We start from the raw sequence: 25,457 nt of genomic DNA, 5'->3' as shown, positions 1-25,457 counted from the left end.
AAACTTGTTGGTTGTCTTGCTCATGATGCTCCACCTTACTCAGGAGTTGGAGCCTCCGGCAAACCCGGCGCGGTTCAGGTCGCATCAGTTCAAAACCCAGATCGAGCTCTTCCGCCGGATGGTCTCCAACCTCCTGATCGGGAACACCGACGATCACGCCCGCAATCACGCGGCCGTCTGGGATGGCGAAGGGCTCACGCTCACGCCTGCCTACGACATCGAGCTGCGCCCGCGGCTGGGCCGGAAGGCCAACCAGGCGATTCGGGTGCATGGCACCTCGCGCGAGAGCAGGGTGGCGCTTGCGATCGAAGCAGCCCCGATGTTCGGCCTCTCGGCCGCGGCGGCCGTGGAGATCATCGCACACCAGGTCGAAACGATTCACGCGGCGTTTGCGGAGGCGGCCGAGGAGGCGCGCCTCACAGAGACGGACCGCAGTGCGCTCGCCAACCGAGCGGTCCTCAACTCCTACGCCTTCGAGGGCTCACCCGCAAAAATCGTCTGTCTCGACCCAGCCTATGCCATAAGTGTTGATGACGACGCCTTCCCAGATAGCAGGCGCCGCCTTCTTTATTCGCTACATTCACATATCAGTCACTACTGTAGCCGCTTAGAGTAAGCTTGTTGCGACGCGTATGGTCAGATGTCGACGTATTCGATCCCGATCATTTCCCCGATCTCGCGAATCTCGTCCTTGACCGAGGCCGCGCGCACCGGGCGTGCTGGCGCAATCTCATCCAAGGCGTCCACGCAGCGATCTCCGAAGAGCACCAACGCGAATTCCGGACCGCACTGGTAAGAGGTGTAGAAGATCCCTTCCGCCCATCTCACATGGGTGTGGATGGCTTCCGCCCAGGCGCGTGTCGCCGGATAGTGAAGCGTGCCGCCGCTGAGTAGCGCATTGCCCATCAGCCCCACCGCGCGCTGCCCCACTGCGGTCAGGTCGATCAGTTTCAGGTCCCGCTTGGTCCGGATTGCGGAGTGCTGATAGGCCTCGAAGTCCTGTGGGGATACCACCGTCAGCGCGCCGGGATCTGGGGCTGCATCTGGCGCGCGCAGGATGATTTCGCAAATCGCACAACGGAAGGACTGACCGGCATAGATAGTCGGGATGACATCGCCCCGCGCATCGCGGATCGGGGAGAAACGCGCATTTCCGCGATCTGTCCCGTTGAACTGACAAGACCCATAGTCGCCATGATGGATCCGGTGCAGCTCCATGCCGGCCGAAAGCTCCTTGGAGAGCGGAGCTCGGAAGTTATCCGGGACCGGATCCGCCAAATCAATGGCGATCGTTGCCGGCATCAGCCATGCACCACTGGCTCGATAGCCCGCCGGAAGGCGTCAATGATCTCTGCATCTGCCTTCCCCAGCAGCTCCGCGGGCGCGCGCCCGAAATCAGCATGCTTGCGGCTCATCCAGTAGCAGAGGCGGAAATTGCTCCATGCCTCCGGGAGAAGACTGTTGATCTCGCGGATCACCGGATAAATGCGTCCGTTCTCTACATCGAACTGGAAAAGCGGATAAAAGGGCCGTCCGTCCCGGTCGATGCGGATGATCTCGCCACGATCCTCCACGCGCCGCAGCGTCGCGGATGGGTTCGATTTCGACAGCCGTAGCAACTCGCAAGCCTCGGCCTGATCGGCCATATCCAGCTCAGCCAGGAACTGCTCCTGCACCCGAATCCGGTTCAGCGCCGCCTTGACGGCAAGGTTGCGGCCAGAGGGAAGGCTCTCCCGGATCAGCCTGCGATAGCCGTCGGCGAGCGCCTTCAGCTCAAGAGAGAGAGCCGCTTCGGCCGCCTCTGCGAAACGGATCGCCTTTTGGCGCTCCGGCAGGTGCTCCGGGCCCTCGAAATCCCCTACAAAAACCATCAACATACCGCTTTTAGTGGCATGAGCTTCGAGCTGCTCGTAGCTCATGACGTGGCGCGCACCATGGGTACCCTTCGTCGCCTCGGCGACGATGGCGGTGGAGTCCTCTTCAGTCTGTAGGAGGAAATGCATACGTTGCTACCTCAGATATGGAGTTCTGTGTTCCTAACATATATAGCACATCCTTCCCTTTTGCAAGGTTCATGCCGTGGTCCGAAGCAGCAAAGCTCCGTACCGTATTGCGGCGGGGCTCTTCAGCCAAATGCTCGACATGGTCTTGTGTTGCCTCCTGTCATCAGTCTCGACATGGGCACTGATCTACTCAACTCCCGACGATTTCTTCGAGAGTTGAGTAGATACAACCTTGTGTCTCGCGTCGTTTAAGTAGCTGAGGATATCTGAAAATGCCCTACCCAAGCTTGGACAGGGTGTTCGACCTTCGACATTCATGGCATGGGCTGACTGTCTCGACCGCCCGCTCTGATCCGCAGTTACATGAAAATCGCCGCTCCGGAGCAAACCGGCGGAGTGCACTTTTTTCCGCACATTTCTGCCAACACGAAATACGGACACTACTAAATACCAAGGGCATGCTGCGAGCGCCATTGGTTCAACCCGGCGGCGCTTTGTCGGGGTTACACCGTATCAACAGATCAAATAGATCATCGTCCATTTTGTCAGACTTATCGCTGACCGCGATATACGTGACACCATCCAGAGGCTTCAACTGAAGAATTGGCGGTTTGTCCTCAGTTCCCGTGTCATCGCGGTCTGCTTCAGTGTTGACATCATTTGATTGCATGACATTCCAAGCCAAATTTTCCTGACATTTTCAATACGCATGCCCGTTTCTGATCCACTCGGATCGCCTCAAGAAGCGTTGCGCCGAAAGCAGGGGATTCGATGTCGCCTCTAAACAAGATTTCTTCGTAGAGCTCCGAAAGGTTCACGCTGAGATCAGCGACAACACCAAGCTTGTGCTCAGCGGCAGCTGAGTCCAACAAACCGAACCATATGGTCGTGAAGCCCCCGTCGCGCGTCAGGTAGACGTTCAACCTGAGCGGGTCATACCCGTCTCCGTCGAACCCATTGATGTTCCGTTCGAACCACTCCAAGTGGCCTGGTCCTGAAATAGGCAGTTTTCGAAAGCCATGTTTGCGAAGCTCGAACATCTCTGCGGTCAAGCTCCAAGCCCCCTATGCAAAGGGACACTGTTGGTCTCGCAGACGTACTTGGCAATCAGCAGGCCGCGTCTCGATCCAAACCATGGGACATCTGCCATATGCGACATTCCGTTCATTGCGGGTTTCGCTGCTTTCGCCTCCAACCGCCATCCCCGTTGATCACGTCTCCTGGTCCCAAAACACATCCTGACCAGCGCGCCGACCTCGTGTCGCTTGAAAGCCTGTGAATTTGCCGCGAGCATGCGCCAGCTTCGCGGGGTAGTTCAAGTTTCATCTGTTTGTGACCTCACACACGGCTGTTGTCTTTAAGTCCCGGCAAAGCCGATGCTCGCGCGAGCCCGGCGGTCAGCATGTCATGATACACTTGACCGAACTCCGTTCCCTTGCCGCGGCAAAGTTCCTTGCGCTCGTCGACTGAAAACCATGTCAGCTGGAAACCCTGGTCCAGCATACTTCGTGCGACGTGATCACAATTGTCCACCGTGAATGAGGCAGGTCCGGGGTCCGTCAGCTTCGCACCCAGCGATGTCAAACGCAGGTCTTCAAGCCCTTTATCCCAGCAATAATCGAGCAGACCCAGTTTCAAGCAAGTCTTCGCGACTTGGATCGGCACACGGCCGGTCAAGCGCAAACGCATCACGTGAAGCCACCCTTTCTCGAACACCCTACCGTCCAAAAGAACATAACCGTCGTCTTGCATCTTTTGCTCCTATTTTGGGAGCATTGCTTACATGGGTTACCGGTGCATGTCCACATCCGAGAGCCCCCATGGCCGGCACGCAGCACACCAAGCAATACCGCGATCTGATCGAAGCGCTTGTCGGCCTCCGCCACGCGAAGGGCTTGTCACAAACGCAACTTGCGCGCTTGCTAAGTCGCAATCGATCCTACGTCGCAAAAGTCGAACTGTGCGAGCGTCGGCTTGATATTCTTGAGTGCTGGGAGTGGATCGGAGTTTTGGATGACGACCCTGCGCTATTCTTGAAGCGACAAATCGGCGACCTGCGGAGCGATCCGTCACCAATTGAAATCGAAACCGACAATCGAGGAAACTGACAACTGGCAGATCATCTTGGTAGGAGCATATCCGCAAACCGTGTTGGTGTGCTCTTGGCATTTCCGAGTGTGCCACGGATCACCTACAGACCGTCGATCATCTCCGCTACGTCCGCGCGCCGGGCGAGCGAGGCGTCGATCGCCCGGCGCCACTTTGGTCCGCGTCGGCGCGCGTTCTCGACTGCCTCGGCCAACTCGAAAGGACGCGCCTCGACGAGTGCCTCAATGAGCCAGGCCGCTTGGGAGAGGTCCTTCTCGGTCTTCGCGCGGTGTGTGCCGCTGCGGATGGCGGCGACGATCAGCTTGTGCACCGCGAACCGCTCCGGCGCAGGTATTCGGACAGGCACGCCTTCCCGATAGAGTGCGACCGCATCAAGCGGATTTTGGAGACTGTAGTCGAGGTAGCTCAGCGCTTGCGCCCAGACGCCCAGGCCGTCGTGCCGGACGGCGATATCGCCGCCGCGCCGCTTCGGCGTCAGCACGTCGAGGACAACACCGTCCTCGGTCTGCCACCTCAAGGGGTGGGCCTCGCCAGGCCCTGCAACCGGCGTCAATCCGACGCCCTCGAGGTCAGTCACGAGGCTCCGACGGCTCTCGGAGATGACGCGCACAGTGGGTGATGCGGCGATGTCTACATCTTCAGTCAGTGCAAGCGCGTCCTCAGCGCGGACGCCGAGCTCCAGCGCATAGAGGCCGTAGGCATGCGTCCCCGCGAGGACACCTCCCGCACGGAAGAAGCCGACCCGCGCGAGCGCATTGATGAGCTTGCCGGTCCCGGTCGTCGGCGTCGGCATGCGCGCGGCGCGCAACTGGGCCACGAACATACCAGCCTCGCGTGCCCAGTTCCGCACGGCCTCGTTCTCTTCTCGAAGTTGTTCGGCCCTGATCCGCGTCTCCTCGTTATCGGGACCGACACGTGTCTCTTTGACCCGTGCGCCAATGCGTCGGCGCACCACCCAATAGTCATGGCCGCCATTTCGGACGAGCGAGACCGAGCCTTCGATCTCGGGCATGGGCCGTCGCGCATGGCGGTCGAGCAGATCGCGATAGGTCGTCTGTATGCTCAGCGGAATGGAAGTGGGCATGTTTACCTACACAAAGTTTCTCTCTGTGTAGGTATCTTGGCCTAACAAGGCAAGAGCGAAGCCGACCAACACGGTTTGCGGACATGCCCTTCCCAGACAAGCTGGATTGCAAGACAAGCGGCCAAACCAATTGCGCAGCATCTTGAGGGGCCCGAGGTCGGTTGTGCGCAGGAAACAAACACTGAAAATTTGCGAACCATGGTCGTCCCTCAGGTCGTGAACGGCCCTCAACGGACATTCACCGACCAGCCAACTTGCTGCTGTTGCAGCCCGCAAAACCGACATTCATGCGTTGCTTTACACGTCGCTGCTCAATCGTACCGGCCGCGAATGTATGCATGATCCGGGACTGACATTGGGACTGTGATGCCACCATCGCGCTTTGGCCTGCTCGCTTCCGCGAACATGATCATGTCCACAAAGTAGAATATCACTGAACGAGCGAGCTTCAGCGAGTCCAGTGTCATCCGCTCAAATTCCATGATGTCCTGATGGTCCACTGCGAGCGAAGGGGATTTGCGTTCTTGCTTGCCAAAATCATGAAGCACCGTGAAACGGTGGGTGGAGGAATTTCGATAGCTCTTGTGCGCCTCCATGATGCCGACACCTCGGCTATTATCACTCGACATATCATGGAAGATATTGTGTAGGGCTATCAGGCCGAAATTGCCCTTGGAAAGGCATCGAGCGATTTCATCGTGAATCCGAAACGATCCGCCTTTTTCTGTGCGCCCCCAGAGTGTTGCGAAACTCACCTTATGGGCCTTGGGAATTTTCAGATAAAAAGCGATGGCGACTGCAACTTTGTCCAGGATGTCGAAGGCGATGCGCTGGGCACTGGTCAGTGCCGAATAGCGCACCCCATAAAGCGCGTAATCCAATGTGTCCCCGTGGGTCGTAGTCTCAAAGTAGGGCGTGTCAGCGTCATCTTCGAGGACCTCAAAGTAGACCTGCCGCGCAAAAGCAAAATCGGTCTTCATCACGTTCAGCATAGCATAGATTTCAGGTACACCGTCCTCATCATCCATTGTTCTCGTAATGGTCGGGATGGTCAGCACATCGAAAATCCCCGCTTCAAAGCCTTCCGCGCTGCAATGGAGAAATAACGCAAGTTGATTCTTGGAGACGAACTGAAAATAGGGCTTGTCGATCGTTCCTTGTGATCTGGAAGGAAGCGCCTTTGCCATTGCAATTTGCTGCTGTGCGAATGGAAGCGCTGCTGTACCAGAGAAGGCGATGAGCGTACCTAAGTTGCGGTCAATGTTTCCGGCGAGGATGCGTATCCTATCGACGATTGTCGGTATATGGCCGTAACACTGGTAACTATGCGGGTCTGACTGGAACAAATCGCCAAGTTTCTGAAGCAACGTGAGCTCTTTGAGCATTGCTACTGCGTTCTTCGGATAGACATTTTGGGCTTCTCGAAAGCAGTCTAATGCCTCAATCCAACGCGAGGTATCCTGAAAGAGCGTGCCCATATTGGTTAGCGCCTGAGAGGCCAACTCAAACGGTGCATGTGGCGATCGAGCCGCCTCCCCGAAGCGAATTCGAGCCTGAAAGTGATCCTCAAAAGACTGGCCAAAATAGGGAGAGCACGGCCCATATACCAGCCGTGCGCGGGTTTGCAGACCATTGGCGAGATTGTAGGCGAGGCCAGGGTCGGGCTCGGAATCCTTGCGCAACTCTTCCAGTATTTCTACGCCCCTGTTAATGGCTATGGAGTTGCCTAAGTGCCCGCCACAGTCAATGAGGATGGCAGCGGAGGCAAAGGCTTCTTCGGCGCTATCTCCGAGTTCACGAATCCGTGCCAGAGCGGCGGCAGGATCTTCATCCGCGAGAGCGTGTAGCTCTTCGATGAGAGAGCGTCTCTCCATCTAAACCTTGATCTCCGCGACCGGGTTTCCGACGGCGAGCGCGCTCATGTATTTCATTCCGAATCATCCTGAATAGATTCGGGCAAAAAATCGGGTGTGAATAGGTTGCCTTGGCTTGCGATCTGACTGCTCATAATCGAAAACTCCTGTGTTTTTCTCGAAGCTAATACTCTCCGCAAACTTTTGCAGCAAGAATGTGGAGAGATCTGGCTACCCAAGTCCGCCTTTGCTTACATGGCGTCCAAGTTCGCAAGAGCAGCGAACGCCCGTTCTCCGCCGATTCCGTGGAAAAACACCCGTTCGCGGGCGCAGAATGTCGACGGCTGAACATGGCGCGAGCGCCTTTCCTGTCAGGCTTTTCGCGGTTGCTGCGGTGCAGGAAGGATCTTAGCCAGTTTCCGGAGGTTTTGGGCGGTTGCGGCGAGAAGAAATTCGTCATTTGCGCCGTATGGTCCGCGTAATCGGAGCCGGTTCAGGCCGAGAATCCGCTTGAGGTGGGCGAAGAGCATTTCGACCTTCTTCCGCAGTTTCATCGAGATCACGTATTGGTCGGTCTTCGCAATGTCGCGGGCGACCTGCCGAGCATCTTCATGTTCCTCGCGGGTGATAGACCGGAAGTCCATGTTCGGGCAGCAGCGCGCCTTTGATGGGCAGGCCTGACAGGTGTGCTTCAAACACCGGTATTTGGCGACGCCCTTGCCGGTCGGCCCGCGATTGGGATCGGAGTAGTTCCGGCGGAACTGCTTCAGCTCGTGGCCCTCAGGGCAGATGTATTGATTGTTCTCGGCATCCCACTCAAAGTCGGCCCGGGACCAGGTCCCGTCGCTGCGCCCAGACTTGTCGAAGACAGGGATGTGCGGAGCAATTTTGCGGTCAACCAACCATCCTAACATCGGCGCGGTGCCGTAGGCCGTGTCCGCGATCAGGCGCTCTGGGTGCAAGTCGAACTTGGCCTTCACGCGCTTCAGCATGGTCTTGGTCGATCCAACCTCGGCCTGCCGGATTGAGCGCGTGGCCTCAACGTCCACGATGACACCATGGTCGGTGTCGATCAGGTAGTTGTCGGAATAGCTGAAGAATGCCGGGCCCTTGCGGGCGGCCGTCCATTGGCTGGCCGGGTCGGAATGGGACGTGAACTTGGGCTGAACCTCGCTCGCTGCGCCAAACGCAGCCTCGTCCAGGGTATCGAGATACTCGCGCACCGCCCTTAGCGCGTCGGCGGGATTGATCGACCCGGCGTCCCACTCCTCCTTTGGCGTCGAATTCTGTTTGTTGGCATCGGCCTCGATCAGACTGGCGTCGATGGCCATGCGCTGCCCGCTGACCAGGCCCTCTTCGATGCACCGCGCGACGGTCGTCTCGAACAGATGGCGGAGCAATTCGCTGTCGCGGAAACGCCCGTGCCGGTTCTTCGAAAACGTGGAATGATCCGGGATGCGATCTGTCAGGTCGAGGCGGCAAAACCACCGATACGCCAGGTTCAGATGCACCTCCTCGCAGAGCCGCCGCTCCGACCGGATGCCGAAGCAATAGCCCACCAGCAGCATCCTGATCAGGAGTTCGGGATCGACCGACGGCCGCCCGGTATGGCTGTAGAAATCGGCGAGGTAGCTGCGGATGCCGGACAGGTCCACGAACCGGTCGATGGAGCGCAGGAGGTGGCTCCGGGGCACGTGATCCTCGAGCGAGAACTCATAAAACAGCGCCGGCTGCGCCTCCTGCCGCGGTCCCATCATCGCCGATCCTCCCACTCTTTGCGGGAATTGAATCAGCCGACGGGCCTTCGATCAAGCGTGAGTTTTTCAACGAAATAAGCCGATGGTGATGTTCGCTGCGGTCACATGGAGAGTGTATGCCGGGTAGGGGTTCGCAGAGCCTTGTTCCCGTAGTGGGAAGCTTGCCTTGACTGTTCCCATTTTGGGAAATACTATGGCCCCATGAGAGTTCTTTCGAAGCGCACCTTGCGCGAGTTCTGGTCTCGCCATCCTCGGGCGGAATTGCCGTTGACGGTCTGGCACGACCGTGTCGCTGGTGCGCAATGGGAGAACTTCGCCGATGTCAGGAAGACCTTCAACTCAGCGGATCAAGTTGGGGACAGGATCGTCTTCAACATCAAAGGCAACGACTACAGGCTGGTCGCGCATGTGGCCTATGGCCCTTACCATCGTGTGCTGATCAAGTTTGTCGGCACGCACAAGGAATACGACAGGATCAACCCGGGAACTGTGTGAACATGGATATTCGACCGATCAAGACCGAAGAGGACCTCACTTGGGCGCTGGCCGAGGTCGAGCAGTATTTCGTTTCGCCGCCGACGCCCGGAACGCCCGAGGCAGATCGCTTCGATGTCCTGACCGATCTCATCGAAGCATATGAAAACCGCCATCATCCGATCGCGGCACCTGATCCCATCCAGGCGCTGTGTGTCTACATGGAGGAAACCCACAAGGGGCCCGTAGAACTGGCCGCAGTGCTTGGATCCCGTCCGCGCGCCAGCGAGGTCCTTTCGAAGAAGCGTGGCCTGTCCCTTGAGATGATCCGCAAGATCAACGCAGCTTGGAAGATTCCAGCCGAGACCCTGATCCAGCCGTACCACCTCGAGCAATGACCGAAGAGTTGGGCCTCGCGGATGAATTCTTGGCGAGAAGGGGCCTGCTTCAGGCCGCTGCATGGTGAAAGCAATAACGGACTGAACATGCCAGTGCGCCGTAAGGCACTGAATATAAGTTCAAAATTGTCAAACGTCGCTTGAGAATTCCGTATGTTGCAATCAAGTTGAATTGTCGCGTGGTTAGCAAAGCAGAAATGTCCCATCTTGAGCGCCGAGAGCGCAGCCGGGCAGGGCGGAGACCTCACATATCGGAGCCCTGACCGGCTGCGCGGTCAGCCTTGCGCTTGCGGTCGGCGAGGGAGGACCAGCCGGTGTTGCGGCGGCCGGTCGGCTCGTAGATCGTGCGCTGCTTGCCTGCGCGCTTCTTCTTGGGTGGCGCCTTTTCCTGCTCGGCCTTGATGTGCTCAAGCACGGCGCTCAGGTGCTTGTTCTCGGTGATCGCGGCATGGGTCACGCGCTGGTCCATGTCGAAAACGGAGTAGGGTAGCGAGACACCTTTCCAGCGGAACTCGAGCCGACCATCTGCGAACTCATAGCTGTCGACATACGTCCCAGGCAGGCCGCGCGTGATGTCGTTCTCTTTCAGAATGATCCGGTGCCGGTCGTAGGAAAACGCAAGCTGGGCACCGACATAGCGCTCGTCCCTCAGGCACAGGATCTCGCGCATGCGGTCTGGCTCCATGTTCAACGCACGGTGCAGGTCGTCGGGCCGCCGCGGGGTCTTGGCAAAACGCGCGTTGTGGCGCTCCATGAACCCCGGCAGGAAAACGTTCCCCGCGGCCATGTCCGAGATGCCCGCCAGCCGCAGCTCCTTCACCAGCCGATCCTGCAACGTGCGATTGGCCCGCTCGACACGGCCCTTGGCCTGAGAGCTGTTCGCGCAGAGGATCTCGATGTTCAACTCGTTGAGCGCGCGCCCAAATTGGGTGGTGCCGTGGCCCGTCCGGGCACCTTGCTGCGCCACCCGGAACACGCTGTGCTTGTCGCTGTAGAAAGCCACGGGGCGACCATGTTCATGCAGGTAGCGTTCCAAGGCGCCGAAGTAGCTGAAGGTGCTTTCCGACTTCACGAATTCCAGGTGCATCAAGGTGCTGGTCGCGTCATCCACGAATACCAGCAGGGTACAGGGCGGCCCGCGGTCCTCGAACCAGTGATGGTCCGAGCCGTCAATCTGGATCAGCTCGCCGTAACATTCCCGGCGCAGGCGCGGCTGGTGGAATGTCCGCCGCTGCTTTCTCGACAACCATAACCCGGCATCCTGCATCCACTTGCGCAGCGTCTCGCGGGACACCTTCAGGCCATGGTCTTCGGCCAGCTTCTCGGCCGCCAGCGTCGGTCCGAAATCAGCGTACTGTTCCTGCACCAACGTCAAGGCCAAAGCGCGCACCGCCGGATCGATCCGATTGTTCGACGGCCGACCGCGCGCCTTGTGCCGGATCGCGGCAGGGCCTTCGGTTCGGAAGTACTTCAACAGGCGTTGGACTTGTCTGCGGCTCAGCGCAAGCAGGTTCGCCGCACTCGTTGCCGTCATGCGGCCTTGCACGACCTGGCTCAAAATCTCGACACGGTTCAGATCTCGTTCGCTCATCAACACCAGTCCCACGGTCCACTCCAATCCTGTCAGCAACAGGGGGAGTGTGACACTTCTGATTTGCAGATGTGGGTCAGTCTAACTTTGCTTACACCGTATGGGCCGGTAATCCTGATTATGTAAATACAGTTCAGAAAACACCGTGATGATCATACGGTGGATCCTCAGCACATTGGCGTCTTGAGTCCAAAATATTCCCCAAAAAGAATGTGTTGGGCGCTTGATTCAGGTCAAAGTTGTTCCTCTGATTGATATTTAGACACTTTTGGAACTCGACACTGGCGGGGCTCTGATGAGGTCACTGGAAGGCAGACGAAATTTCCTGCGCGGGCGTTTCCGGCAGAGCGATGGGTTGGCGATGTATCCACCCGGCGCACAGGAAACATTTGTCGAACTCTGCACAAACTGCGGCGACTGTGTCGTCGCTTGCCCGGAGGCCATCATCGTGAAGACGGGTAGCGCACATCCCATCGTCGATTTCACACGTGGAGCCTGTACGTTTTGCGGCGACTGCAGCGCAGCTTGCCCCAGCGGTGCGCTCTTGGCCGAGAAAATCACCCTTTGGCCCTGGCGCGCGACGATCCAGACCAATTGCCTGTCATTTCAGGGCATCGCCTGCCGCGCCTGCGAAGATGCCTGCGAGCCTCGCGCCATCCGTTTTCGATTGATGACGGCCGGTCGCGCCGTTCCCGAGATCGACACGGATCAGTGCTCGGGTTGCGGCGAATGCGCGTTCACGTGTCCGGCGCAGGCCGTGCGCTTTGAGCATTTCGATCATGCCGGGAAGGAGACTGTCCAATGAACATCTGTGGATGCCTGATCCATGTCGCGCAGGCTCAGTTGCCCACCGCGCGGGCGCGCATGGAAAGCACCGATGGCGTCGAGATCCACGCCGCGACCGACGACGGCCGCCTTGTCGTCGTGGTCGAAGACACGAACGAGGCGCGGGCCTCGGAGATCATCATGGGCCTGCATCAGATCCCGGGCGTGATCTCGTTGTCCCTCAATTACCACCATTTCGAAGACCTGTCGCAGGCGGCATCCGCCGCCGACCCCGTCCTTCAGCCGGAGATCTGACATGACCGTATCTGAATCCCGCCGCACCTTTCTCAAGGCCACCGCCGCTGCATCGACTGCCGCCGCAGCAGGATTGACCCTGCCGGGCGACGCTGTTGCTCAGGCTGCCGGCAATGCCGGCATCCGCTGGGACAAGGCGCCCTGCCGTTTCTGCGGCACCGGCTGCTCCGTGCTTGTGGGTACCAAGGAAGGGCGCGTCGTCGCCACGCAGGGCGACCCCGAAGCACCGGTGAACCGCGGTCTGAACTGCATCAAGGGCTATTTCTTGTCCAAGATCATGTATGGCCAGGACCGCCTGACCATGCCGCTGCTGCGCAAGACCAACGGCGTTTACGACAAGAATGGCCAGTTCGAACCGGTGTCTTGGGACGAGGCCTTCGACATCATGGCAGAGAAGTGGAAAGAGGCGCTGGCCAAGAAAGGCCCGACCTCGGTCGGCATGTTCGGCTCGGGCCAGTGGACCGTGTGGGAAGGTTATGCTGCCGCCAAGTTGATGAAAGCCGGGTTCCGGTCGAACAACATCGACCCGAACGCGCGGCACTGCATGGCGTCTGCGGTGGTCGGCTTCATGCGTGCCTTTGGCATCGACGAACCGATGGGCTGCTACGACGACTTCGAGCACGCGGACACGTTTGTCCTGTGGGGGTCGAACATGGCCGAGATGCACCCGATCCTGTGGTCTCGCCTGACGGATACCCGCCTGACCAAGCCCGGTGCCGAAGTCCACGTTCTGTCGACCTACGAACACCGCAGCTTCGAGCTGGCCGACAATGGCATGGTGTTCCGGCCGCAATCCGATCTCGCGATCCTGAACTACATCGCGAATTACATCATCCAGAACGACGCGGTGAACTGGGATTTCGTCAACAAGCACGTCAACTTCAAGCGCACGGATACCGATATCGGCTATGGCCTGCGCGACGAACACGAACTGCAACAGGCTGCCGCGAACCCGAACTCGGGCAAGCTGGCGGACATGACCTTTGAGGAATACGCGGCATCGGTGGCGGAATACACCGTCGAGAAGGCTTCCGAGATTTCCGGCGTACCCGCCGCACAGCTCGAACGGCTGGCGCAGCAATACGCCGACCCGAACCGCAAGGTCATGTCGCTTTGGACGATGGGTTTCAACCAGCACACCCGCGGGTCGTGGGTGAACGGGCTGATGTACAACGTGCACCTGCTGGTGGGCAAAATCTCCGAGCCGGGCAATTCGCCGTTTTCGCTGACCGGGCAACCTTCGGCCTGTGGCACCGCGCGCGAGGTCGGCACCTTTGCCCACCGTCTGCCCGCCGACATGGTGGTGACGAACGACAAGCACCGTGAGATCTGTGAAACCGCGTGGAATATCCCGGCGGGCACCATTCCGCCAAAGCCCGGCTTTCACGCCGTGCTTCAGAACCGGATGCTGAAGGATGGCGTGCTGAACGCCTACTGGGTGCAGTGCAACAACAACATGCAAGCGGCGCCCAACATCAACGAAGAGGGGTACCCGGGGTATCGCAACCCCGAGAACTTCATCGCCGTGTCGGACCCCTACCCGACCGTGACCGCGATGGCCGCCGACCTGATCCTGCCCACCGCCATGTGGGTCGAAAAGGAGGGCGCCTATGGCAACGCCGAACGCCGCACCCAGTTCTGGCGCCAGCAAGTGGATGCGCCGGGCGAGGCACGGTCTGACCTGTGGCAGGTCATGGAATTTGCCAAACGCTTCACCGTCGAGGAAGCCTGGGGCGAGGAGTTGCTGTCGCAGAAACCCGAATTGCGCGGCAAGACCCTGTACGAGGTCCTGTTCGAGAATGGCAAAGTGAACGCCTACCCGCTGTCGGAAACCGCCGAAGGCTTCGAGAACCAGGAAAGCAAGCATTTCGGCTTCTATGTTCAAAAGGGTCTGTTCGAGGAATACGCGGATTTCGGTCGTCACCACGGTCACGACCTTGCGCCGTTCGACATGTATCACCAGGCGCGCGGCCTGCGCTGGCCGGTGGTCGATGGGAAAGAGACGCTTTATCGCTTCCGAGAGGGCTATGACCCCTACGTCGAAGCGGGCAGCGAGGTGCAGTTCTACGGCCGGCCTGACGGCCGCGCGAACATCATCTTTGCGCCCTTCGAAGAAGCCGCCGAGGTGCCGGACGAGGAATTCGACCTCTGGCTTTGCACCGGGCGCGTGCTGGAACACTGGCATTCCGGTTCGATGACGCGTCGCGTTCCGGAATTGCACCGGGCTTTCCCGAACGCCGTGGTCTTCATGCATCCCGACGATGCGCGGGACCGCAATCTGCGGCGCGGGCAAGAGATCATGATCTCGACCCGCCGAGGCGAAATGCTGAGCCGTGTCGAAACCCGCGGCCGCAACAAGCCGCCGCGCGGTCTGGTGTTCGTGCCGTGGTTCGATGAGGGGCAGTTGATCAACAAGCTGACGTTGGATGCGACCTGCCCGCTGTCGAAGGAAACCGACTTCAAGAAATGCGCCTGCAAGGTCGAGCGCGCGTAACCTGTTGAAAGTCTGAAAAATGCCCGCCACCGCCCCCATGTCACCTGTCCGACGCCGGTTCCTGACGGATACCGCGCGCATGGCCGGTGGCTGTGCGGTGGCGGGCCTTGGCCTTGCGTATCTGACCACCGATGCGCGCGCGCTACCCGCCGAGGCGTTGCGCCCGCCCGGCGCCCTGCCAGAGGATGATTTTCTGGGCGCCTGCATCCGTTGCGGGCTGTGCGTGCGTGACTGCCCCTATGACACGTTGAAGCTGGCCGAGCTGGGCTACGACGGTCCCGCCACCGGCACACCGTTCTTCACCGCGCGCGAGGTGGCCTGCGAGATGTGCGAGGACATCCCGTGTGTTGCCGCCTGCCCGACCGGGGCGCTTGATCCTTCGTTGACCGACATCGACGATGCAAAGATGGGCACTGCGGTGCTGGTCGATCAGGAAAACTGCCTGAACTTCCTCGGTCTGCGCTGCGACGTCTGCTACCGCGTCTGCCCGGTCATCGACGAGGCGATCACGCTTGAGCTTTCGCACAACGACCGCTCGGGGCATCACGCCATCTTTGCGCCGACCGTCCACGCCGACCGCTGCACCGGCTGCGGTATCTGCGAGAAATCCTGCGTTCTGCCCGAGGCCGCGATCAAGGTTCTGCCCGTCCGGATTGCCCGGGCCACGAGTGCAGACCATTACCGCAAGGGCTGGGAAGAGCAGGAACAGAACGGCGCGCCTCTGGTCGATGGGGTGATCGATCTGCCCGATCGTCTTCCAGGCCCCGGCACCGACAACCTTGCCGCACCCGGCGGCTTTGAGCCGGTTTTCCAGCTTCCCGGAACGGAGGCGGGCCAATGAGCGCAAAGACACGGCTTCCCACCGGACAGGAAGCGATTGCCGCAAAGGGCTGGTTCGGTGCGCATAAATGGCTGCTGGCGCGCCGCACGTCACAGCTGTTGTTTCTGGCGATCTTCCTTGTCGGACCGTGGTTCGGTTGGCGCATCGTGGACGGCACGCTGGCGGGATCGCGCACACTGAACGTGCTGCCGCTGACCGACCCGTTCATCGCCCTCCAAGGCATCCTGGCAGGCCATTGGCCGGAAGTGACGGCGCTGGTCGGCGCGCTGATCGTGTTGGTGGCCTATGCGCTGATCGGCGGGCGGATGTATTGTTCCTGGGTCTGTCCGATCAACCCGGTCACCGACGCGGCGCACTGGCTGCATGCCAGGTTCGATATCCCGAAAGGCTGGCAACCCAAGCGGCATACGCGCCTGTGGCTGTTTGGCACCGTGCTGGTCGTCTCGGGGCTGACCGGCAGCATCGCCTGGGAAATCCTCAACCCGATCACCATGGTCCACCGCGGGCTGGTCTTTGGCATGGGGGCCGCGTGGGGGATCGTCGCTGCGGTTTTCCTGTTCGACCTGTTCGTGTCCCGGCGCGGCTGGTGTGGCCACCTGTGTCCGGTTGGCGCCTTCTATGGCCTGCTGGGCCAAGGGTCGCTGCTGCGCGTCAGCGCCTCGAAACGCGCGGCGTGCGACGACTGCATGGACTGTTTTGCCGTCTGCCCCGAGATGCAGGTCATCACACCCGCCTTGCGCGGAAAGGGCAACGAAACGCCCCTGATCCTGAGCCCCGACTGTACCAATTGCGGGCGCTGCATCGACGTCTGTTCCGTCGATGTCTTTTCCTTCACCCACCGGTTCGACCATCGCATCGACGATGCGGTTCAACCGGCCAAGCCTCATGTCGCGGAAAAAGCCGCCTAACCGAAAACACGGAGAGCATAGATGAAACTTCTTGCCATACTGGGGGTCTCCGCCTTCGCGTCCACCGTCGTCCTTGTGGGGCTGTCAGTGGCTCAACAGGCGGCCAACGTGCAGACCCTGCGCAACACCAACATCGACGGCCTGAACATCGTCGACGACATCTATCAGCAGCAAGAGGGTCGCGAGGCACGCAACTATCGCCAACAGCCGCCGATCGTGCCGCACTCTCTGGATCAGTATCAGATCGATCTGCGCACCAACCAGTGTCTGACGTGCCACGATTGGTCCAACGCAGGGGACCGCGGCGCACCGACCCTGTCCATGAGCCACTATCTCGATCGGGATGGTACACAGTTGGACACCGTCGCGGGCACCCGTTGGTTCTGCAATCAGTGCCACGTCCCGCAAGCGGATGCGCCGGCTCTGGTGGGCAACACCTTTCAGCCCTCAAGTTCGCGCTAAGGGAGACGACCCATGTCCGAACCGACAGAAAAGCGCCGCCTGATCCGTCGCATCTGGGATGCCATCTGGACCCCGACCGCCGTTCTTTCGACCGGCTTTCTGCTGATTGCCGGTTTTCTGGCCGGGATCCTGTTCTGGGGGGGCTTCCACTGGACGCTGGAAATGACCAATACCGAAGAGTTCTGCACCTCGTGCCACACGATGGAAACGAACCTTGGCGAGTATCGTGAAACCGTCCACTACAACAACCACTCCGGCGTGCGGGCGATCTGCTCGGATTGTCACGTTCCTCATGAATGGCAGTACAAGATGAAGGCCAAGATCATGGCCGTGAAAGACGTCTATCATGAGGTGCTCGGCACGATTTCAACGCCCGAGAAATACGAGGAACGGCGTCTCGAAATGGCGGCCGCCGTCTGGAAGAAGATGAAGGCCTCTGACTCGCGCGAGTGCCGCAATTGCCATGCCTTCGAGTATATGGACTTCACCATTCAAGAGACCCGCGCGGCGGACAACCACCAGAAGGCCATCGATACTGGCATGACCTGCATCGACTGCCACCAAGGGATCGCGCATGATCTCCCGCCGGGTTATCTCGAAGAATACAATCACGTCGTGGAAACCCTCGCCGAGGCAACGCGCGAGATTGATGACGATGTCGCTGCGATCAGGTCCTATCTCGGTTCGGGCACCGAGTGACGGAAGGTAAGGAGACCCAACATGCTTAGCTTTCTCGACCTTCTCGGCACGATCGGCGCCAGCATCCTTGGCCTGCCCGGCATTCTGGGCGTGGCCCTGGGCATGATGACCCGCAACCCGATGGTTGCCGCCATTCTGGGCGGCGGGGTCGGCGTCGTCTCGCCGCTCTTGCTGGGCGGGTCGCATTCGACCCATGTTCCGATCACCCCTTTGGAATACGCGGTCGCACTGGTCGTCGGTGTCCTGGCTGGTTTGATCGGCTGCACAATCCGGCGCAGGGGGGCAACCGTCTGACAAAGCCATGAAACCCGGTCGATCAGGCCGGGTTTCAGTTTGAAGACAAGTGTTCAACAGGCTTGAGTCAGGCCGGAACCGGCGCGCGCAGCCAATCGTGCAAAACGTCCTCCCGCAGGTCCAGCCGCGTGGCCAACCCTCCGGCAAACTGCAGGAAACCATCGTGGTTCAGCCGGTTGACGGCGGTCAGCACGGGAATGCCAAGCGATATTGCCAGCACCATGGCGTCGCATAGTCCGCGCCCCTGGCATTCCTGTGCTCCGAACTTGTTGATGATCAGCGCATCCGCCCCCGACCTGAGCGCCTGACAGACCTCGGTCGACGCAGCTTCAAGTGACGCGGGATCAAGCCGGCAGCCACGTGATCCGCTGCCAAGTTTCTGGGCAATGGCGATGCGCGGCCCAGACGGCAGGACGGCAAGATCCATGTCGCACGGATGGTCGGACCCTTCGGGGGCCCGGCATTGCACAAGCCCCGCTACGACCCGGCCTTCGGACTGCAAACGCGCGGCAAGTGCCGACAGCAGCGCATCCGCGCCACCGCGCGTGTCCGGCAGAACATAGCCAAGCCGGCTTTGGACAAACTGTGACATCGGTCAAACCCTTTGGTTGAATGGCAAGAAATCCACCGTATCGCCGGGAGACAAGGCCTCGGCGTCGGCGGGGATCAGGACGCAGCCATCGGCCAACACCATCGGCGTCATCCGTCCCGAATGCACAGGACCACCAATGGTCACCGAACAGCCCGTTGCATCGAGCACCGCTGGCCGGGCCTCGGAGCGGCCCGGTTGGTGTCTGACCGTGTTCAGCACGCGCACCCGATGCAAGCGCTGCGCGCCCGGCGCGCCGCAGAGTGCGTCAAGCAATGGCAATCCCAGCAGCACGCAGGTCACGTAGGCCGACATGGGATTGCCGGGCAGTCCCAGCCAGCGCGCAGCGCCGATCTGTCCAACCACCACGGGTTTGCCGGGTTTGATGGCGACCGACGGAATGTCGATACGCGCGTCCAACACGGCCGCGGCGGCCCGCATGTGATCCTCGGCCCCAACCGAGACGCCACCTGTCGTCACCACCAGATCAGCGGCGGCGCTGGCTTGTGACAGCGCCTCGAGATTTGCGTCGAGCGTATCGGGCACGTGCCTGTGCATGACCAGGTCCGTGTCGGGCCGAGACAATAGCGCTGCCAGCATCGGCCCGTTCACATCCGGGATCTGAGCATCCGACAAGGTCGCGCCAGCTGGCCGCACCTCATCGCCCGAATTCAAAAGGGCGACCCGGACGCGGCGGCGCACCGTGACGCGCCCGACCCCGCCCGACGCGGCCACGGCAATGGCTCTGGGTGTCATCCGGCAGCCGATGGGCAGAATTTCAGCCCCTTGGGCCACTTCTTCGCCCCACCTGCGGACGTGCGCACCTTTCGCCGGGCGTTGGTTGATCTGGACACGATCACCGACCAGCGCGACATGTTCCTGCATCACAACGGTATCCGTTCCGTGGGGCAAGGGGGCGCCGGTGAAGATGCGCACGGCGTTTCCAAAGGCGACCGGCGCGCCCGACGCACCCGCAGCGACACGGCCTGCCAAGGGAAGCTCCCACGGCCCCGCGCCCTCCAGCGCCGCACTGGACAGCGCAAACCCGTCCATCGCGGAATTGTCAAAACGGGGGACAGGAAAAGCCGAACATACGGCCCGCGCCAGAACGCGACCGGAGGCCTGCGACAGCGCCAGCTCCTCGACCTCTCGCACGGGCGCGGCCAGCCGTGCGGACAGCGCCATCGCGTCTTTCAGGCCAAGGCTTCCGGACGCTGCACATCCACAGCTGCAGTCCTGTTCGGCTGTCATGTCTTTCATCCGGTCCTCCGGGCTGTCTGTGGCGGCCAATCTCGAATAGATGCTTTTCCAGAGCAGGTTTAACAGGTCCCGCAGTGCGCGACTTAATCTGGATCAAACCGCAAAAAGGAATTGCCGACGCAGGTCATTGGGCCGAACGGGAGACGGCTTTCTGCGCGACCTTGGGCTGCAGAAGCCACGGCCCCAGCCGCAACGCCAGGATTGCAAAGGCAGCGGTCCAGGCCACGGCTGCAAGGTCGATGCCATCCAAAGCGCCAATCGTGACCTGCCCTGCCGTGACCCGGAACACCATCGCGGTCAGCACAAGCGCAAACGCGCTGGCCAGGGCGCGCCCGGCGATCAAGGCACGACCCGTGTGGCCCATCGTTGCCCGCATCATGACGGCCACGGTCATCGCCGTCACGGCCCCGATGCCCAGTACATGTGCTCCGACATTCTGCGCGATCAGGTCCAGCGCCGAGGCCGACACCGCCGCCAATCCCATCGGCACCATCAGGTATGCAAGATGCAGCATCAAAAGCAGCGGCGAACGCCAAGTTGCGTGGCCACGCCAGCGTGCGAGCCGAAACAGGTGCAGGACGGCGGCCAGACCAGCAAGAACCGCAGTGCCCATGCCGACAGGCGCGGCGACCCAACCGACCAAGGCAGCGGCACCGAAGACAAGACAAACCGCATCGAACCGGTTGAACGCGGTTGGCAGGGACTTGGCGCCCCGCTGTACCAGCCAGTTCCGGCTGAAACTGGGGACAATGCGGCCGCCTATCAACATGATCAGGAAGATCAAAAGCGCCATTCCAAGCCGGCGGCCATGGTCGGCGGTGCCCGCGTTCATCGCTTCGACGTGAAACAGGACATTTGCCAGCCAAAGAAGGGACACAGGCACCAGCACCTTGAGATTTCGCCAGTTTTTGCCTGCCACGACCTCGCGCGCGATCATCGCGGCCACGGCCAACAGGAAGACCTGGTCCACAAGCAACACGAGGACCGGCCCGAACCCGATCATCCCGGCCACCGACAAACGCCCCGCCAGCCAAAGCGCCAGCAGGACAGCCAGCGGCCAGCCTCGCGTGGGCAGCCGTCCGGTCCAGTTTGGGACTGCTGTAAACAGAAAACCCGCGACCACGGCAGCGCCGTAGCCAAAAATCATCTCATGCGCATGCCAGTCGGTCGGCGCAAATGGTCCGTCAAGAACGACGGCTCCTCGCCAGACCGACCACCACAGTGGCAAGATCAACAGCGCAAACACGGTCGCGGCCAAGAAGAAAGGCCTGAACCCGTAGGAAAACACGGATGGTCCGGCAAAAGGCGCACGCGAAGACATAGGGCAACTCCTTCAATAAGATCGGGCGACTCTCGCGTGTCGCCCGAACAAGTCTGAAGACGCGGGACGATGCGTCACTCGACCTGAGCCAGAATATCCGCCATGCGGGCCTTGGCCTTGCCCTTTTGCTTGACCGCGGCGGCCGCATCGAGGTTCACGGCATCACCAACCTGGATCACCGCGACCATGCCCATGGAATAATGCGGAGTGCATTTGACCCCATAGACGCCTTCGGCCTCCACGGTCAGTTCGAGCGCTTCGTTGAACTTGGTCTTGAAGCTGTCGACACCATCGGGAAGCATGCCATCGATGCTTTCGACGTTGTGGCCCTTGTCGGTGGGCACGAAGTGGATGACGTCGCCCGGCGCGGCCTTCACGAAGGCGGGTTCAAAGACCATCACGCCCGCCTCGCCCTTGTTCAGCATCTGGATTTCAAAGGTCTCGGCGCTTGCCAAGCTGGCGACCATGGCAAGGGCGGCGGTCATCATTGCGGTCTTGATCATCGGATCGGTCCTTTCGGTTTCCTCTGTTTCGTCTGCCCCTGATTTGCCGTACAAGGACGGCCCGAACGTTGCCCTTGCACAAACTCCGGATACGAAACCGTGCCGAAACTCGATGAAAGCCTGCTGACCGGCCTGCCGCCGTTTTCCCTGCTGGACCGGGCGCAGATCCGCGAGATCCTCGATCAGGCGGTGTCGCGCCGCTATGACGAGGGCACGGCGATCTTTCGTGAAGGGCATGACGCGGAACGGTTTTACCTGTTGCTTGACGGCTACCTGCGCGTGATCCGCTCGACGCCGGGGGGCGATCAGATCATCGTCCTGCACATTTCCCCGGGACAGTTGTTCGGCATAGCCCCTGCCTTGCAGCGCGACACCTATCCGGCGACAGCCATCGCGGCGGCCGAGTCCATCGCGCTGTCATGGCCGGTCCGGGTTTGGGACGACTTCATCGCGCGCTATCCCGGCTTTGCCACCGAAAGCTACAAGACGCTTGGTCAGCGCCTCGGCCAGATTCAGGAAACCCTGACGGAAATGGCGACGCAGGCCGTGGAAAAGCGCGTCGCCTGCGCCCTGCTGCGGATGGTCCACCAAAGCGGGCGCAAGTCGGACAAGGGGATCGAGATCGCCTTTCCGGTCACGCGGCAGAACATCTCGGACATGACGGGGACGACATTGCACACGGTCAGCCGGCTGCTGTCGGCGTGGCAAAAGGACGGGATCGTCGAATCGACCCGCAAGCATATCGTGGTCACCGACCCGCATGCATTGGTGGTGCTGAGCGAGGCGTGACCCCTACGGCTTTATGCGGGCCTGCAAGTCATCGCGAAACGCGTCTTCGTCCAGATCGTATTCCAGACAGGCATCGGTGATGGCGTGAAACGGCGCGATCAGGCAGCCGGGGCACAGCATGCGCCTGTCCATGAAGGCGCCTGCCATGTCCGGCCAGGCGGCAAACAAGTCAGCCAGAGGCAGGTCCGGGTCGTCGAAATCGGGCTGTGACATGGGCGGTCCTTTCATAGCCACATGTTGCCCGCACCTTTCGTCCGCTTCTTTGCGTTTGCACAACAAGCGGCCCGTCAGGCCCCGGTAGACAGCGGTTATCCGAAACAATTCGACAGGACCGCGACATGTCTGAATTCCTAACCAAATCGCGGGCAAGGAACGTGTTCTACGGGGGATCCATATTCTTCGTCGTCGTGTTCGTGGCCCTCACGGCGCAAAGCCACCGGCACATCGTGGACAAGGCCACCGCCGGGATGCCCCTGACCGATGAGGTCGTGCTTGGCAAACATGTGTGGGAGCGCAATTCCTGCATCAATTGCCACACGCTGCATGGCGAGGGCGCCTATTTCGCCCCGGAGGTCGGCAACGTGATGACCCGATGGGGCGTCCTGGACGACCCCGAAGGCGCGTACGAGATGCTGGATGGCTGGATGGCCGCGCAGCCCTCGGGGATCGAGGGCCGCCGCCAGATGCCGCATTTCGAGATCACCGAAGAGGAGATGCGCGGGCTCGCCGAATTCCTCCGTTGGGCCGATCAGACCGACACTCAGAACTGGCCGCCGAACGACGCGGGCTGAGGGAGACAGAACCATGAAATACCAATCGCAAAAAGTGGCTTGCGCCTATTTCCTCGCGGCCATGGCGCTGTTCGGCATCCAGGTGCTGGGCGGGCTGCTGCTGGGCTGGATCTACGTTTCGCCCAACACATTGTCCGAGGTCCTGCCGTTCAACATCGTGCGCATGATCCACACCAACGCGCTGATCGTCTGGCTGCTCTTGGGCTTCTTTGGCGCGGCCTATTACCTTGTCCCCGAAGAGTCAGAGCGCGAGATATTCTCGGTCAAGCTTGCCTATATCCAGCTGGCGATCCTCGTGGTCGGAACGCTGGGGGCGGTGGGGTCCTACCTCGTCGGCATCCATGGCGGGCGCGAGTTCCTTGAACAGCCTTTGTGGGTCAAGTTCGGCATCCTGGTCGCGGCGGTGATCTTTCTCGTAAACGTCTCGCTGACCTTTCTGGCCGGGCGCAAGACGGCGATCACCAATATCCTGATGATGGGTCTGTGGCTGCTGTGCCTGCTGTGGGTCTTTGCCTTCATCAACCCTGACAACCTGAGCCTCGACAAGATGTACTGGTGGATGGTCGTGCACCTGTGGGTCGAAGCCACGTGGGAGCTGGTCATGGCCGCGATCCTCGGCTTCCTGATGCTCAAGCTGACGGGCGTGGACCGCGAAGTGATCGAGAAATGGCTCTACATCATCGTGGCGACCGCGCTGTTTTCCGGCATCCTCGGCACAGGGCACCATTTCTACTGGATCGGCACGCCGGGCTACTGGCAGTGGATCGGTTCGATCTTCTCGACCTTCGAAGTCGTGCCGTTCTTTGCGATGATGTCCTTTGCCTTTGTCATGGTCTGGAAGGGCCGCAAGAACCACCCAAACAAGGCCGCGCTGCTGTGGTCGCTGGGGTCGTCCACCGTCGCCTTCTTTGGCGCGGGTGTCTGGGGCTTTTTGCACACGCTGCACGGGGTGAACTTCTACACCCACGGCACGCAGATCACCGCCGCCCACGGCCACCTTGCCTTCTACGGCGCCTATGTGGCCCTGAACCTCGCGATGTTCACCTATGCGATGCCGATCCTGCGGAACCGCGATCCCTATAACCAGGTGCTGAACATGGCGAGCTTCTGGCTGATGACCGGTGGCATGGCCTTCATGACCTTTACCCTGACCTTTGCCGGGACGATCCAGACGCACATGCAACGCATCGTCGGCGATTACTTCATGGACGTGCAGGACCAGCTTGGCCTGTTCTACCTGATGCGCTTTGGCTCCGGCATCGCCGTGGTCCTTGGTGCCCTGCTGTTCATCTACTCGATGCTCGTGGTGCGCCGCGAGGTGGTGAAGCCCGGCCCCGTGGCCGTTCCGGGAGAGTGAAGAATGAAAGACCTGAGCACCCCCGACCTGCCGTTCTACCACGCGCAATCCGACGAATGCGCGGTGTTCCAGACGGCCTATGAAAACTGCCTGCCCCTTCTTCTGAAGGGGCCGACAGGCTGCGGCAAGACCCGCTTTGTCGAACACATGGCCGCGCGCCTTGGCCTGCCGTTGCACACCGTCGCCTGTCATGACGACCTGAGTGCAGCGGACCTGATCGGGCGCTACCTGCTGAAGGGTGGCGAAACCGTCTGGGTCGATGGCCCCCTGACCCGCGCCGTGCGCGAGGGCGGCATCTGCTATCTCGACGAGGTGGTCGAGGCTCGCAAGGACGTGACCGTCGTCCTGCACCCGCTGACCGATGACCGGCGGCGTCTGGTCATCGACCGCACAGGTGAGGAGCTGCAGGCGCCGAAACCCTTCATGTTGGTGGCCAGCTACAACCCCGGCTATCAGAACGTGCTGAAAAAGCTGAAGCCGTCAACGCGGCAGCGGTTTGTCTCCATCGGCTTCGATTTCCCGACACCCGAGGTGGAAACCCCGGTGGTCATGCGTGAAAGCGGGCTGGATGAGGCGCGCGCCGGTGCCTTGGTGCGGCTGGCGGGCAAGATCCGCGCGCTGTCGGGCATGGACCTGGAGGAAGGCGTGTCCACCCGCCTGCTGATCTATGCGGCCACGATGATCGCGCGCGGCATGGCGGTGGATCGCGCCATCGAGGCCGCCATCATCGAACCGCTTTCCGACGAGCCGGATGTGCAGCAGGCGCTGCGCGATCTGGCCGCCGTGATCTACGGGTGACG

General features: G+C 60.7%; 29 protein-coding genes. 16 read left to right on the top strand and 13 right to left on the bottom strand.

From position 1 onward, the window contains the following. The coding region (locus tag ACN2XU_RS22460; RefSeq protein WP_419412590.1) for a HipA domain-containing protein at nt 1–616 on the top strand (616 nt) is incomplete at its 5' end. 20 nt (nt 617–636) lie between these two features. Here ACN2XU_RS22460 and ACN2XU_RS22455 read toward each other — a convergent pair. The 4 genes from ACN2XU_RS22455 to ACN2XU_RS22440 all read right to left on the bottom strand — a co-directional run bounded on the left by ACN2XU_RS22455 (nt 637) and on the right by ACN2XU_RS22440 (nt 3,755). Then, complete coding sequence (locus tag ACN2XU_RS22455; RefSeq protein WP_419412589.1) at nt 637–1,302, bottom strand: RES family NAD+ phosphorylase; 666 nt, start codon at nt 1,300–1,302, stop codon at nt 637–639. Next, nucleotides 1,302–2,003 carry a hypothetical protein gene (locus ACN2XU_RS22450; RefSeq protein ID WP_419412588.1) on the bottom strand — a complete coding sequence of 234 codons (702 nt, stop codon included), beginning with the start codon at nt 2,001–2,003 and terminating at the stop codon, nt 1,302–1,304. Before ACN2XU_RS22450 ends, ACN2XU_RS22455 begins: the two co-directional genes overlap by 1 nt. A 656-nt stretch (nt 2,004–2,659) precedes the next feature. Continuing rightward, complete coding sequence (locus ACN2XU_RS22445) at nt 2,660–3,055, bottom strand: hypothetical protein (protein WP_419412587.1); 396 nt, start codon at nt 3,053–3,055, stop codon at nt 2,660–2,662. 286 nt (nt 3,056–3,341) lie between these two features. Then, nucleotides 3,342–3,755 carry a hypothetical protein gene (locus ACN2XU_RS22440; protein ID WP_419412586.1) on the bottom strand — a complete coding sequence of 138 codons (414 nt, stop codon included), beginning with the start codon at nt 3,753–3,755 and terminating at the stop codon, nt 3,342–3,344. A gap of 68 nt (nt 3,756–3,823) precedes the next feature. Here ACN2XU_RS22440 and ACN2XU_RS22435 point away from each other — a divergent pair, with 68 nt between their 5' ends. After that, nucleotides 3,824–4,111, top strand: coding sequence for a helix-turn-helix domain-containing protein (locus ACN2XU_RS22435; RefSeq protein WP_419412585.1), 288 nt, complete (start codon nt 3,824–3,826; stop codon nt 4,109–4,111). An 83-nt stretch (nt 4,112–4,194) separates the two neighbouring features. Here ACN2XU_RS22435 and ACN2XU_RS22430 read toward each other — a convergent pair whose 3' ends face one another. The 3 genes from ACN2XU_RS22430 to ACN2XU_RS22420 all read right to left on the bottom strand — a co-directional run bounded on the left by ACN2XU_RS22430 (nt 4,195) and on the right by ACN2XU_RS22420 (nt 8,806). Beyond that, the gene (locus ACN2XU_RS22430) at nt 4,195–5,196 is read right to left on the bottom strand and encodes a GSU2403 family nucleotidyltransferase fold protein (RefSeq protein WP_419412584.1); all 1,002 of its coding nucleotides are present in this window, start codon (nt 5,194–5,196) and stop codon (nt 4,195–4,197) included. Nucleotides 5,197–5,507: 311 nt separating this feature from the next. Continuing rightward, on the bottom strand, nt 5,508–7,070 hold the full coding sequence (locus ACN2XU_RS22425; protein ID WP_419412583.1) for an LA2681 family HEPN domain-containing protein: 1,563 nt from the start codon (nt 7,068–7,070) through the stop codon (nt 5,508–5,510). A gap of 350 nt (nt 7,071–7,420) precedes the next feature. After that, entirely contained in the window at nt 7,421–8,806 is a 1,386-nt protein-coding gene (locus ACN2XU_RS22420) for an IS1182 family transposase (RefSeq protein WP_419412592.1), read from the bottom strand. Nucleotides 8,807–9,007: 201 nt separating this feature from the next. On the opposite strand from ACN2XU_RS22420, the gene ACN2XU_RS22415 reads away from it, so the two are divergent. Both ACN2XU_RS22415 and ACN2XU_RS22410 read left to right on the top strand, forming a co-directional pair. Further along, nucleotides 9,008–9,301, top strand: coding sequence for a type II toxin-antitoxin system HigB family toxin (locus tag ACN2XU_RS22415; protein ID WP_419412582.1), 294 nt, complete (start codon nt 9,008–9,010; stop codon nt 9,299–9,301). Between the two features lie 2 nt (nt 9,302–9,303). Further along, nucleotides 9,304–9,678 carry a helix-turn-helix domain-containing protein gene (locus ACN2XU_RS22410; RefSeq protein WP_419412581.1) on the top strand — a complete coding sequence of 125 codons (375 nt, stop codon included), beginning with the start codon at nt 9,304–9,306 and terminating at the stop codon, nt 9,676–9,678. 244 nt (nt 9,679–9,922) lie between these two features. On the opposite strand, the gene ACN2XU_RS22405 is transcribed toward ACN2XU_RS22410, so the two are convergent. Further along, the gene (locus tag ACN2XU_RS22405; RefSeq protein ID WP_419412580.1) at nt 9,923–11,284 is read right to left on the bottom strand and encodes an ISNCY family transposase; all 1,362 of its coding nucleotides are present in this window, start codon (nt 11,282–11,284) and stop codon (nt 9,923–9,925) included. Nucleotides 11,285–11,537: 253 nt separating this feature from the next. On the opposite strand from ACN2XU_RS22405, the gene napF reads away from it, so the two are divergent. Genes napF through ACN2XU_RS22365 form a run of 8 tightly spaced genes read left to right on the top strand, consistent with a single transcriptional unit; the run spans nt 11,538 to nt 18,047 of the window. Further along, nucleotides 11,538–12,074, top strand: a complete 537-nt coding sequence (napF, locus tag ACN2XU_RS22400; protein ID WP_419412579.1) for a ferredoxin-type protein NapF — start codon at nt 11,538–11,540, stop codon at nt 12,072–12,074. Beyond that, nucleotides 12,071–12,349, top strand: a complete 279-nt coding sequence (locus tag ACN2XU_RS22395) for a chaperone NapD (protein ID WP_419412578.1) — start codon at nt 12,071–12,073, stop codon at nt 12,347–12,349. Before napF ends, ACN2XU_RS22395 begins: the two co-directional genes overlap by 4 nt. Nucleotide 12,350: 1 nt before the next feature. Then, the gene (gene napA, locus ACN2XU_RS22390) at nt 12,351–14,843 is read left to right on the top strand and encodes a nitrate reductase catalytic subunit NapA (protein WP_419412577.1); all 2,493 of its coding nucleotides are present in this window, start codon (nt 12,351–12,353) and stop codon (nt 14,841–14,843) included. Nucleotides 14,844–14,862: 19 nt separating this feature from the next. Continuing rightward, on the top strand, nt 14,863–15,684 hold the full coding sequence (gene napG / locus ACN2XU_RS22385) for a ferredoxin-type protein NapG (RefSeq protein ID WP_419412576.1): 822 nt from the start codon (nt 14,863–14,865) through the stop codon (nt 15,682–15,684). Continuing rightward, the gene (gene napH, locus ACN2XU_RS22380) at nt 15,681–16,592 is read left to right on the top strand and encodes a quinol dehydrogenase ferredoxin subunit NapH (protein ID WP_419412575.1); all 912 of its coding nucleotides are present in this window, start codon (nt 15,681–15,683) and stop codon (nt 16,590–16,592) included. Before napG ends, napH begins: the two co-directional genes overlap by 4 nt. A 21-nt stretch (nt 16,593–16,613) precedes the next feature. Then, complete coding sequence (locus ACN2XU_RS22375) at nt 16,614–17,054, top strand: nitrate reductase cytochrome c-type subunit (RefSeq protein WP_419412574.1); 441 nt, start codon at nt 16,614–16,616, stop codon at nt 17,052–17,054. A gap of 12 nt (nt 17,055–17,066) precedes the next feature. Beyond that, nucleotides 17,067–17,753: a NapC/NirT family cytochrome c gene (locus ACN2XU_RS22370; RefSeq protein ID WP_136464681.1), complete on the top strand. Its 687-nt coding sequence runs from the start codon at nt 17,067–17,069 to the stop codon at nt 17,751–17,753. Between the two features lie 21 nt (nt 17,754–17,774). Continuing rightward, complete coding sequence (locus ACN2XU_RS22365) at nt 17,775–18,047, top strand: hypothetical protein (RefSeq protein ID WP_419412573.1); 273 nt, start codon at nt 17,775–17,777, stop codon at nt 18,045–18,047. Between the two features lie 67 nt (nt 18,048–18,114). Here the strand turns inward: ACN2XU_RS22365 and ACN2XU_RS22360 are convergent, their stop codons facing one another. From ACN2XU_RS22360 to ACN2XU_RS22345, 4 genes are all read right to left on the bottom strand, one after another. After that, entirely contained in the window at nt 18,115–18,639 is a 525-nt protein-coding gene (locus tag ACN2XU_RS22360; RefSeq protein WP_419412572.1) for a DUF2478 domain-containing protein, read from the bottom strand. A 3-nt stretch (nt 18,640–18,642) separates the two neighbouring features. After that, nucleotides 18,643–19,896 carry a molybdopterin molybdotransferase MoeA gene (locus ACN2XU_RS22355; RefSeq protein WP_419412571.1) on the bottom strand — a complete coding sequence of 418 codons (1,254 nt, stop codon included), beginning with the start codon at nt 19,894–19,896 and terminating at the stop codon, nt 18,643–18,645. 124 nt (nt 19,897–20,020) lie between these two features. Continuing rightward, nucleotides 20,021–21,217, bottom strand: a complete 1,197-nt coding sequence (locus ACN2XU_RS22350) for an NnrS family protein (protein WP_419412570.1) — start codon at nt 21,215–21,217, stop codon at nt 20,021–20,023. 74 nt (nt 21,218–21,291) lie between these two features. After that, a complete protein-coding gene (locus ACN2XU_RS22345; protein ID WP_419412569.1) occupies nt 21,292–21,720 on the bottom strand; it encodes a pseudoazurin in 429 nt (142 codons plus the stop codon). Nucleotides 21,721–21,819: 99 nt separating this feature from the next. Between ACN2XU_RS22345 and ACN2XU_RS22340 the strand changes: the two genes are divergently transcribed. Then, entirely contained in the window at nt 21,820–22,509 is a 690-nt protein-coding gene (locus ACN2XU_RS22340; RefSeq protein ID WP_419412568.1) for a Crp/Fnr family transcriptional regulator, read from the top strand. 3 nt (nt 22,510–22,512) lie between these two features. On the opposite strand, the gene ACN2XU_RS22335 is transcribed toward ACN2XU_RS22340, so the two are convergent. Beyond that, nucleotides 22,513–22,722: a DUF1858 domain-containing protein gene (locus ACN2XU_RS22335; RefSeq protein WP_419412567.1), complete on the bottom strand. Its 210-nt coding sequence runs from the start codon at nt 22,720–22,722 to the stop codon at nt 22,513–22,515. Between the two features lie 125 nt (nt 22,723–22,847). Here ACN2XU_RS22335 and ACN2XU_RS22330 point away from each other — a divergent pair, with 125 nt between their 5' ends. The 3 genes from ACN2XU_RS22330 to ACN2XU_RS22320 are packed head-to-tail and all read left to right on the top strand — an operon-like array spanning nt 22,848 to nt 25,455. Next, nucleotides 22,848–23,300: a c-type cytochrome gene (locus ACN2XU_RS22330; protein WP_106268900.1), complete on the top strand. Its 453-nt coding sequence runs from the start codon at nt 22,848–22,850 to the stop codon at nt 23,298–23,300. Between the two features lie 13 nt (nt 23,301–23,313). After that, nucleotides 23,314–24,657, top strand: coding sequence for a cbb3-type cytochrome c oxidase subunit I (locus ACN2XU_RS22325; protein WP_419412566.1), 1,344 nt, complete (start codon nt 23,314–23,316; stop codon nt 24,655–24,657). A gap of 3 nt (nt 24,658–24,660) precedes the next feature. Then, entirely contained in the window at nt 24,661–25,455 is a 795-nt protein-coding gene (locus tag ACN2XU_RS22320) for a CbbQ/NirQ/NorQ/GpvN family protein (protein ID WP_106268896.1), read from the top strand. The last annotated feature ends 2 nt before the right edge of the window (nt 25,456–25,457 follow it).

This window comes from Pacificoceanicola niger, from assembly GCF_048553275.1.
In the GTDB taxonomy this organism is placed as follows: Bacteria; Pseudomonadota; Alphaproteobacteria; order Rhodobacterales; family Rhodobacteraceae; genus Pacificoceanicola.
The sequence above is the reverse complement of the archived record's forward strand: the minus strand, read 5'-3'. Positions and strand labels throughout refer to the sequence as shown.

Bases quoted from the DNA above. Each gene is read 5' to 3' on its own strand.
- ACN2XU_RS22345 (WP_419412569.1), bottom strand. From the start codon at position 21,720: ATGATCAAGACCGCAATGATGACCGCCGCCCTTGCCATGGTCGCCAGC.
- napA (WP_419412577.1), top strand. From the start codon at position 12,351: ATGACCGTATCTGAATCCCGCCGCACCTTTCTCAAGGCCACCGCCGCT.
- ACN2XU_RS22365 (WP_419412573.1), top strand. From the start codon at position 17,775: ATGCTTAGCTTTCTCGACCTTCTCGGCACGATCGGCGCCAGCATCCTT.
- napH (WP_419412575.1), top strand. From the start codon at position 15,681: ATGAGCGCAAAGACACGGCTTCCCACCGGACAGGAAGCGATTGCCGCA.
- ACN2XU_RS22435 (WP_419412585.1), top strand. From the start codon at position 3,824: ATGGCCGGCACGCAGCACACCAAGCAATACCGCGATCTGATCGAAGCG.
- ACN2XU_RS22330 (WP_106268900.1), top strand. From the start codon at position 22,848: ATGTCTGAATTCCTAACCAAATCGCGGGCAAGGAACGTGTTCTACGGG.
- ACN2XU_RS22320 (WP_106268896.1), top strand. From the start codon at position 24,661: ATGAAAGACCTGAGCACCCCCGACCTGCCGTTCTACCACGCGCAATCC.
- ACN2XU_RS22425 (WP_419412583.1), bottom strand. From the start codon at position 7,070: ATGGAGAGACGCTCTCTCATCGAAGAGCTACACGCTCTCGCGGATGAA.
- ACN2XU_RS22420 (WP_419412592.1), bottom strand. From the start codon at position 8,806: ATGATGGGACCGCGGCAGGAGGCGCAGCCGGCGCTGTTTTATGAGTTC.
- ACN2XU_RS22375 (WP_419412574.1), top strand. From the start codon at position 16,614: ATGAAACTTCTTGCCATACTGGGGGTCTCCGCCTTCGCGTCCACCGTC.
- ACN2XU_RS22360 (WP_419412572.1), bottom strand. From the start codon at position 18,639: ATGTCACAGTTTGTCCAAAGCCGGCTTGGCTATGTTCTGCCGGACACG.
- ACN2XU_RS22450 (WP_419412588.1), bottom strand. From the start codon at position 2,003: ATGCATTTCCTCCTACAGACTGAAGAGGACTCCACCGCCATCGTCGCC.
- ACN2XU_RS22395 (WP_419412578.1), top strand. From the start codon at position 12,071: ATGAACATCTGTGGATGCCTGATCCATGTCGCGCAGGCTCAGTTGCCC.
- ACN2XU_RS22355 (WP_419412571.1), bottom strand. From the start codon at position 19,896: ATGAAAGACATGACAGCCGAACAGGACTGCAGCTGTGGATGTGCAGCG.
- ACN2XU_RS22455 (WP_419412589.1), bottom strand. From the start codon at position 1,302: ATGCCGGCAACGATCGCCATTGATTTGGCGGATCCGGTCCCGGATAAC.
- ACN2XU_RS22415 (WP_419412582.1), top strand. From the start codon at position 9,008: ATGAGAGTTCTTTCGAAGCGCACCTTGCGCGAGTTCTGGTCTCGCCAT.
- ACN2XU_RS22370 (WP_136464681.1), top strand. From the start codon at position 17,067: ATGTCCGAACCGACAGAAAAGCGCCGCCTGATCCGTCGCATCTGGGAT.
- ACN2XU_RS22335 (WP_419412567.1), bottom strand. From the start codon at position 22,722: ATGTCACAGCCCGATTTCGACGACCCGGACCTGCCTCTGGCTGACTTG.
- napG (WP_419412576.1), top strand. From the start codon at position 14,863: ATGCCCGCCACCGCCCCCATGTCACCTGTCCGACGCCGGTTCCTGACG.
- ACN2XU_RS22430 (WP_419412584.1), bottom strand. From the start codon at position 5,196: ATGCCCACTTCCATTCCGCTGAGCATACAGACGACCTATCGCGATCTG.
- ACN2XU_RS22325 (WP_419412566.1), top strand. From the start codon at position 23,314: ATGAAATACCAATCGCAAAAAGTGGCTTGCGCCTATTTCCTCGCGGCC.
- ACN2XU_RS22350 (WP_419412570.1), bottom strand. From the start codon at position 21,217: ATGTCTTCGCGTGCGCCTTTTGCCGGACCATCCGTGTTTTCCTACGGG.
- ACN2XU_RS22440 (WP_419412586.1), bottom strand. From the start codon at position 3,755: ATGCAAGACGACGGTTATGTTCTTTTGGACGGTAGGGTGTTCGAGAAA.
- ACN2XU_RS22410 (WP_419412581.1), top strand. From the start codon at position 9,304: ATGGATATTCGACCGATCAAGACCGAAGAGGACCTCACTTGGGCGCTG.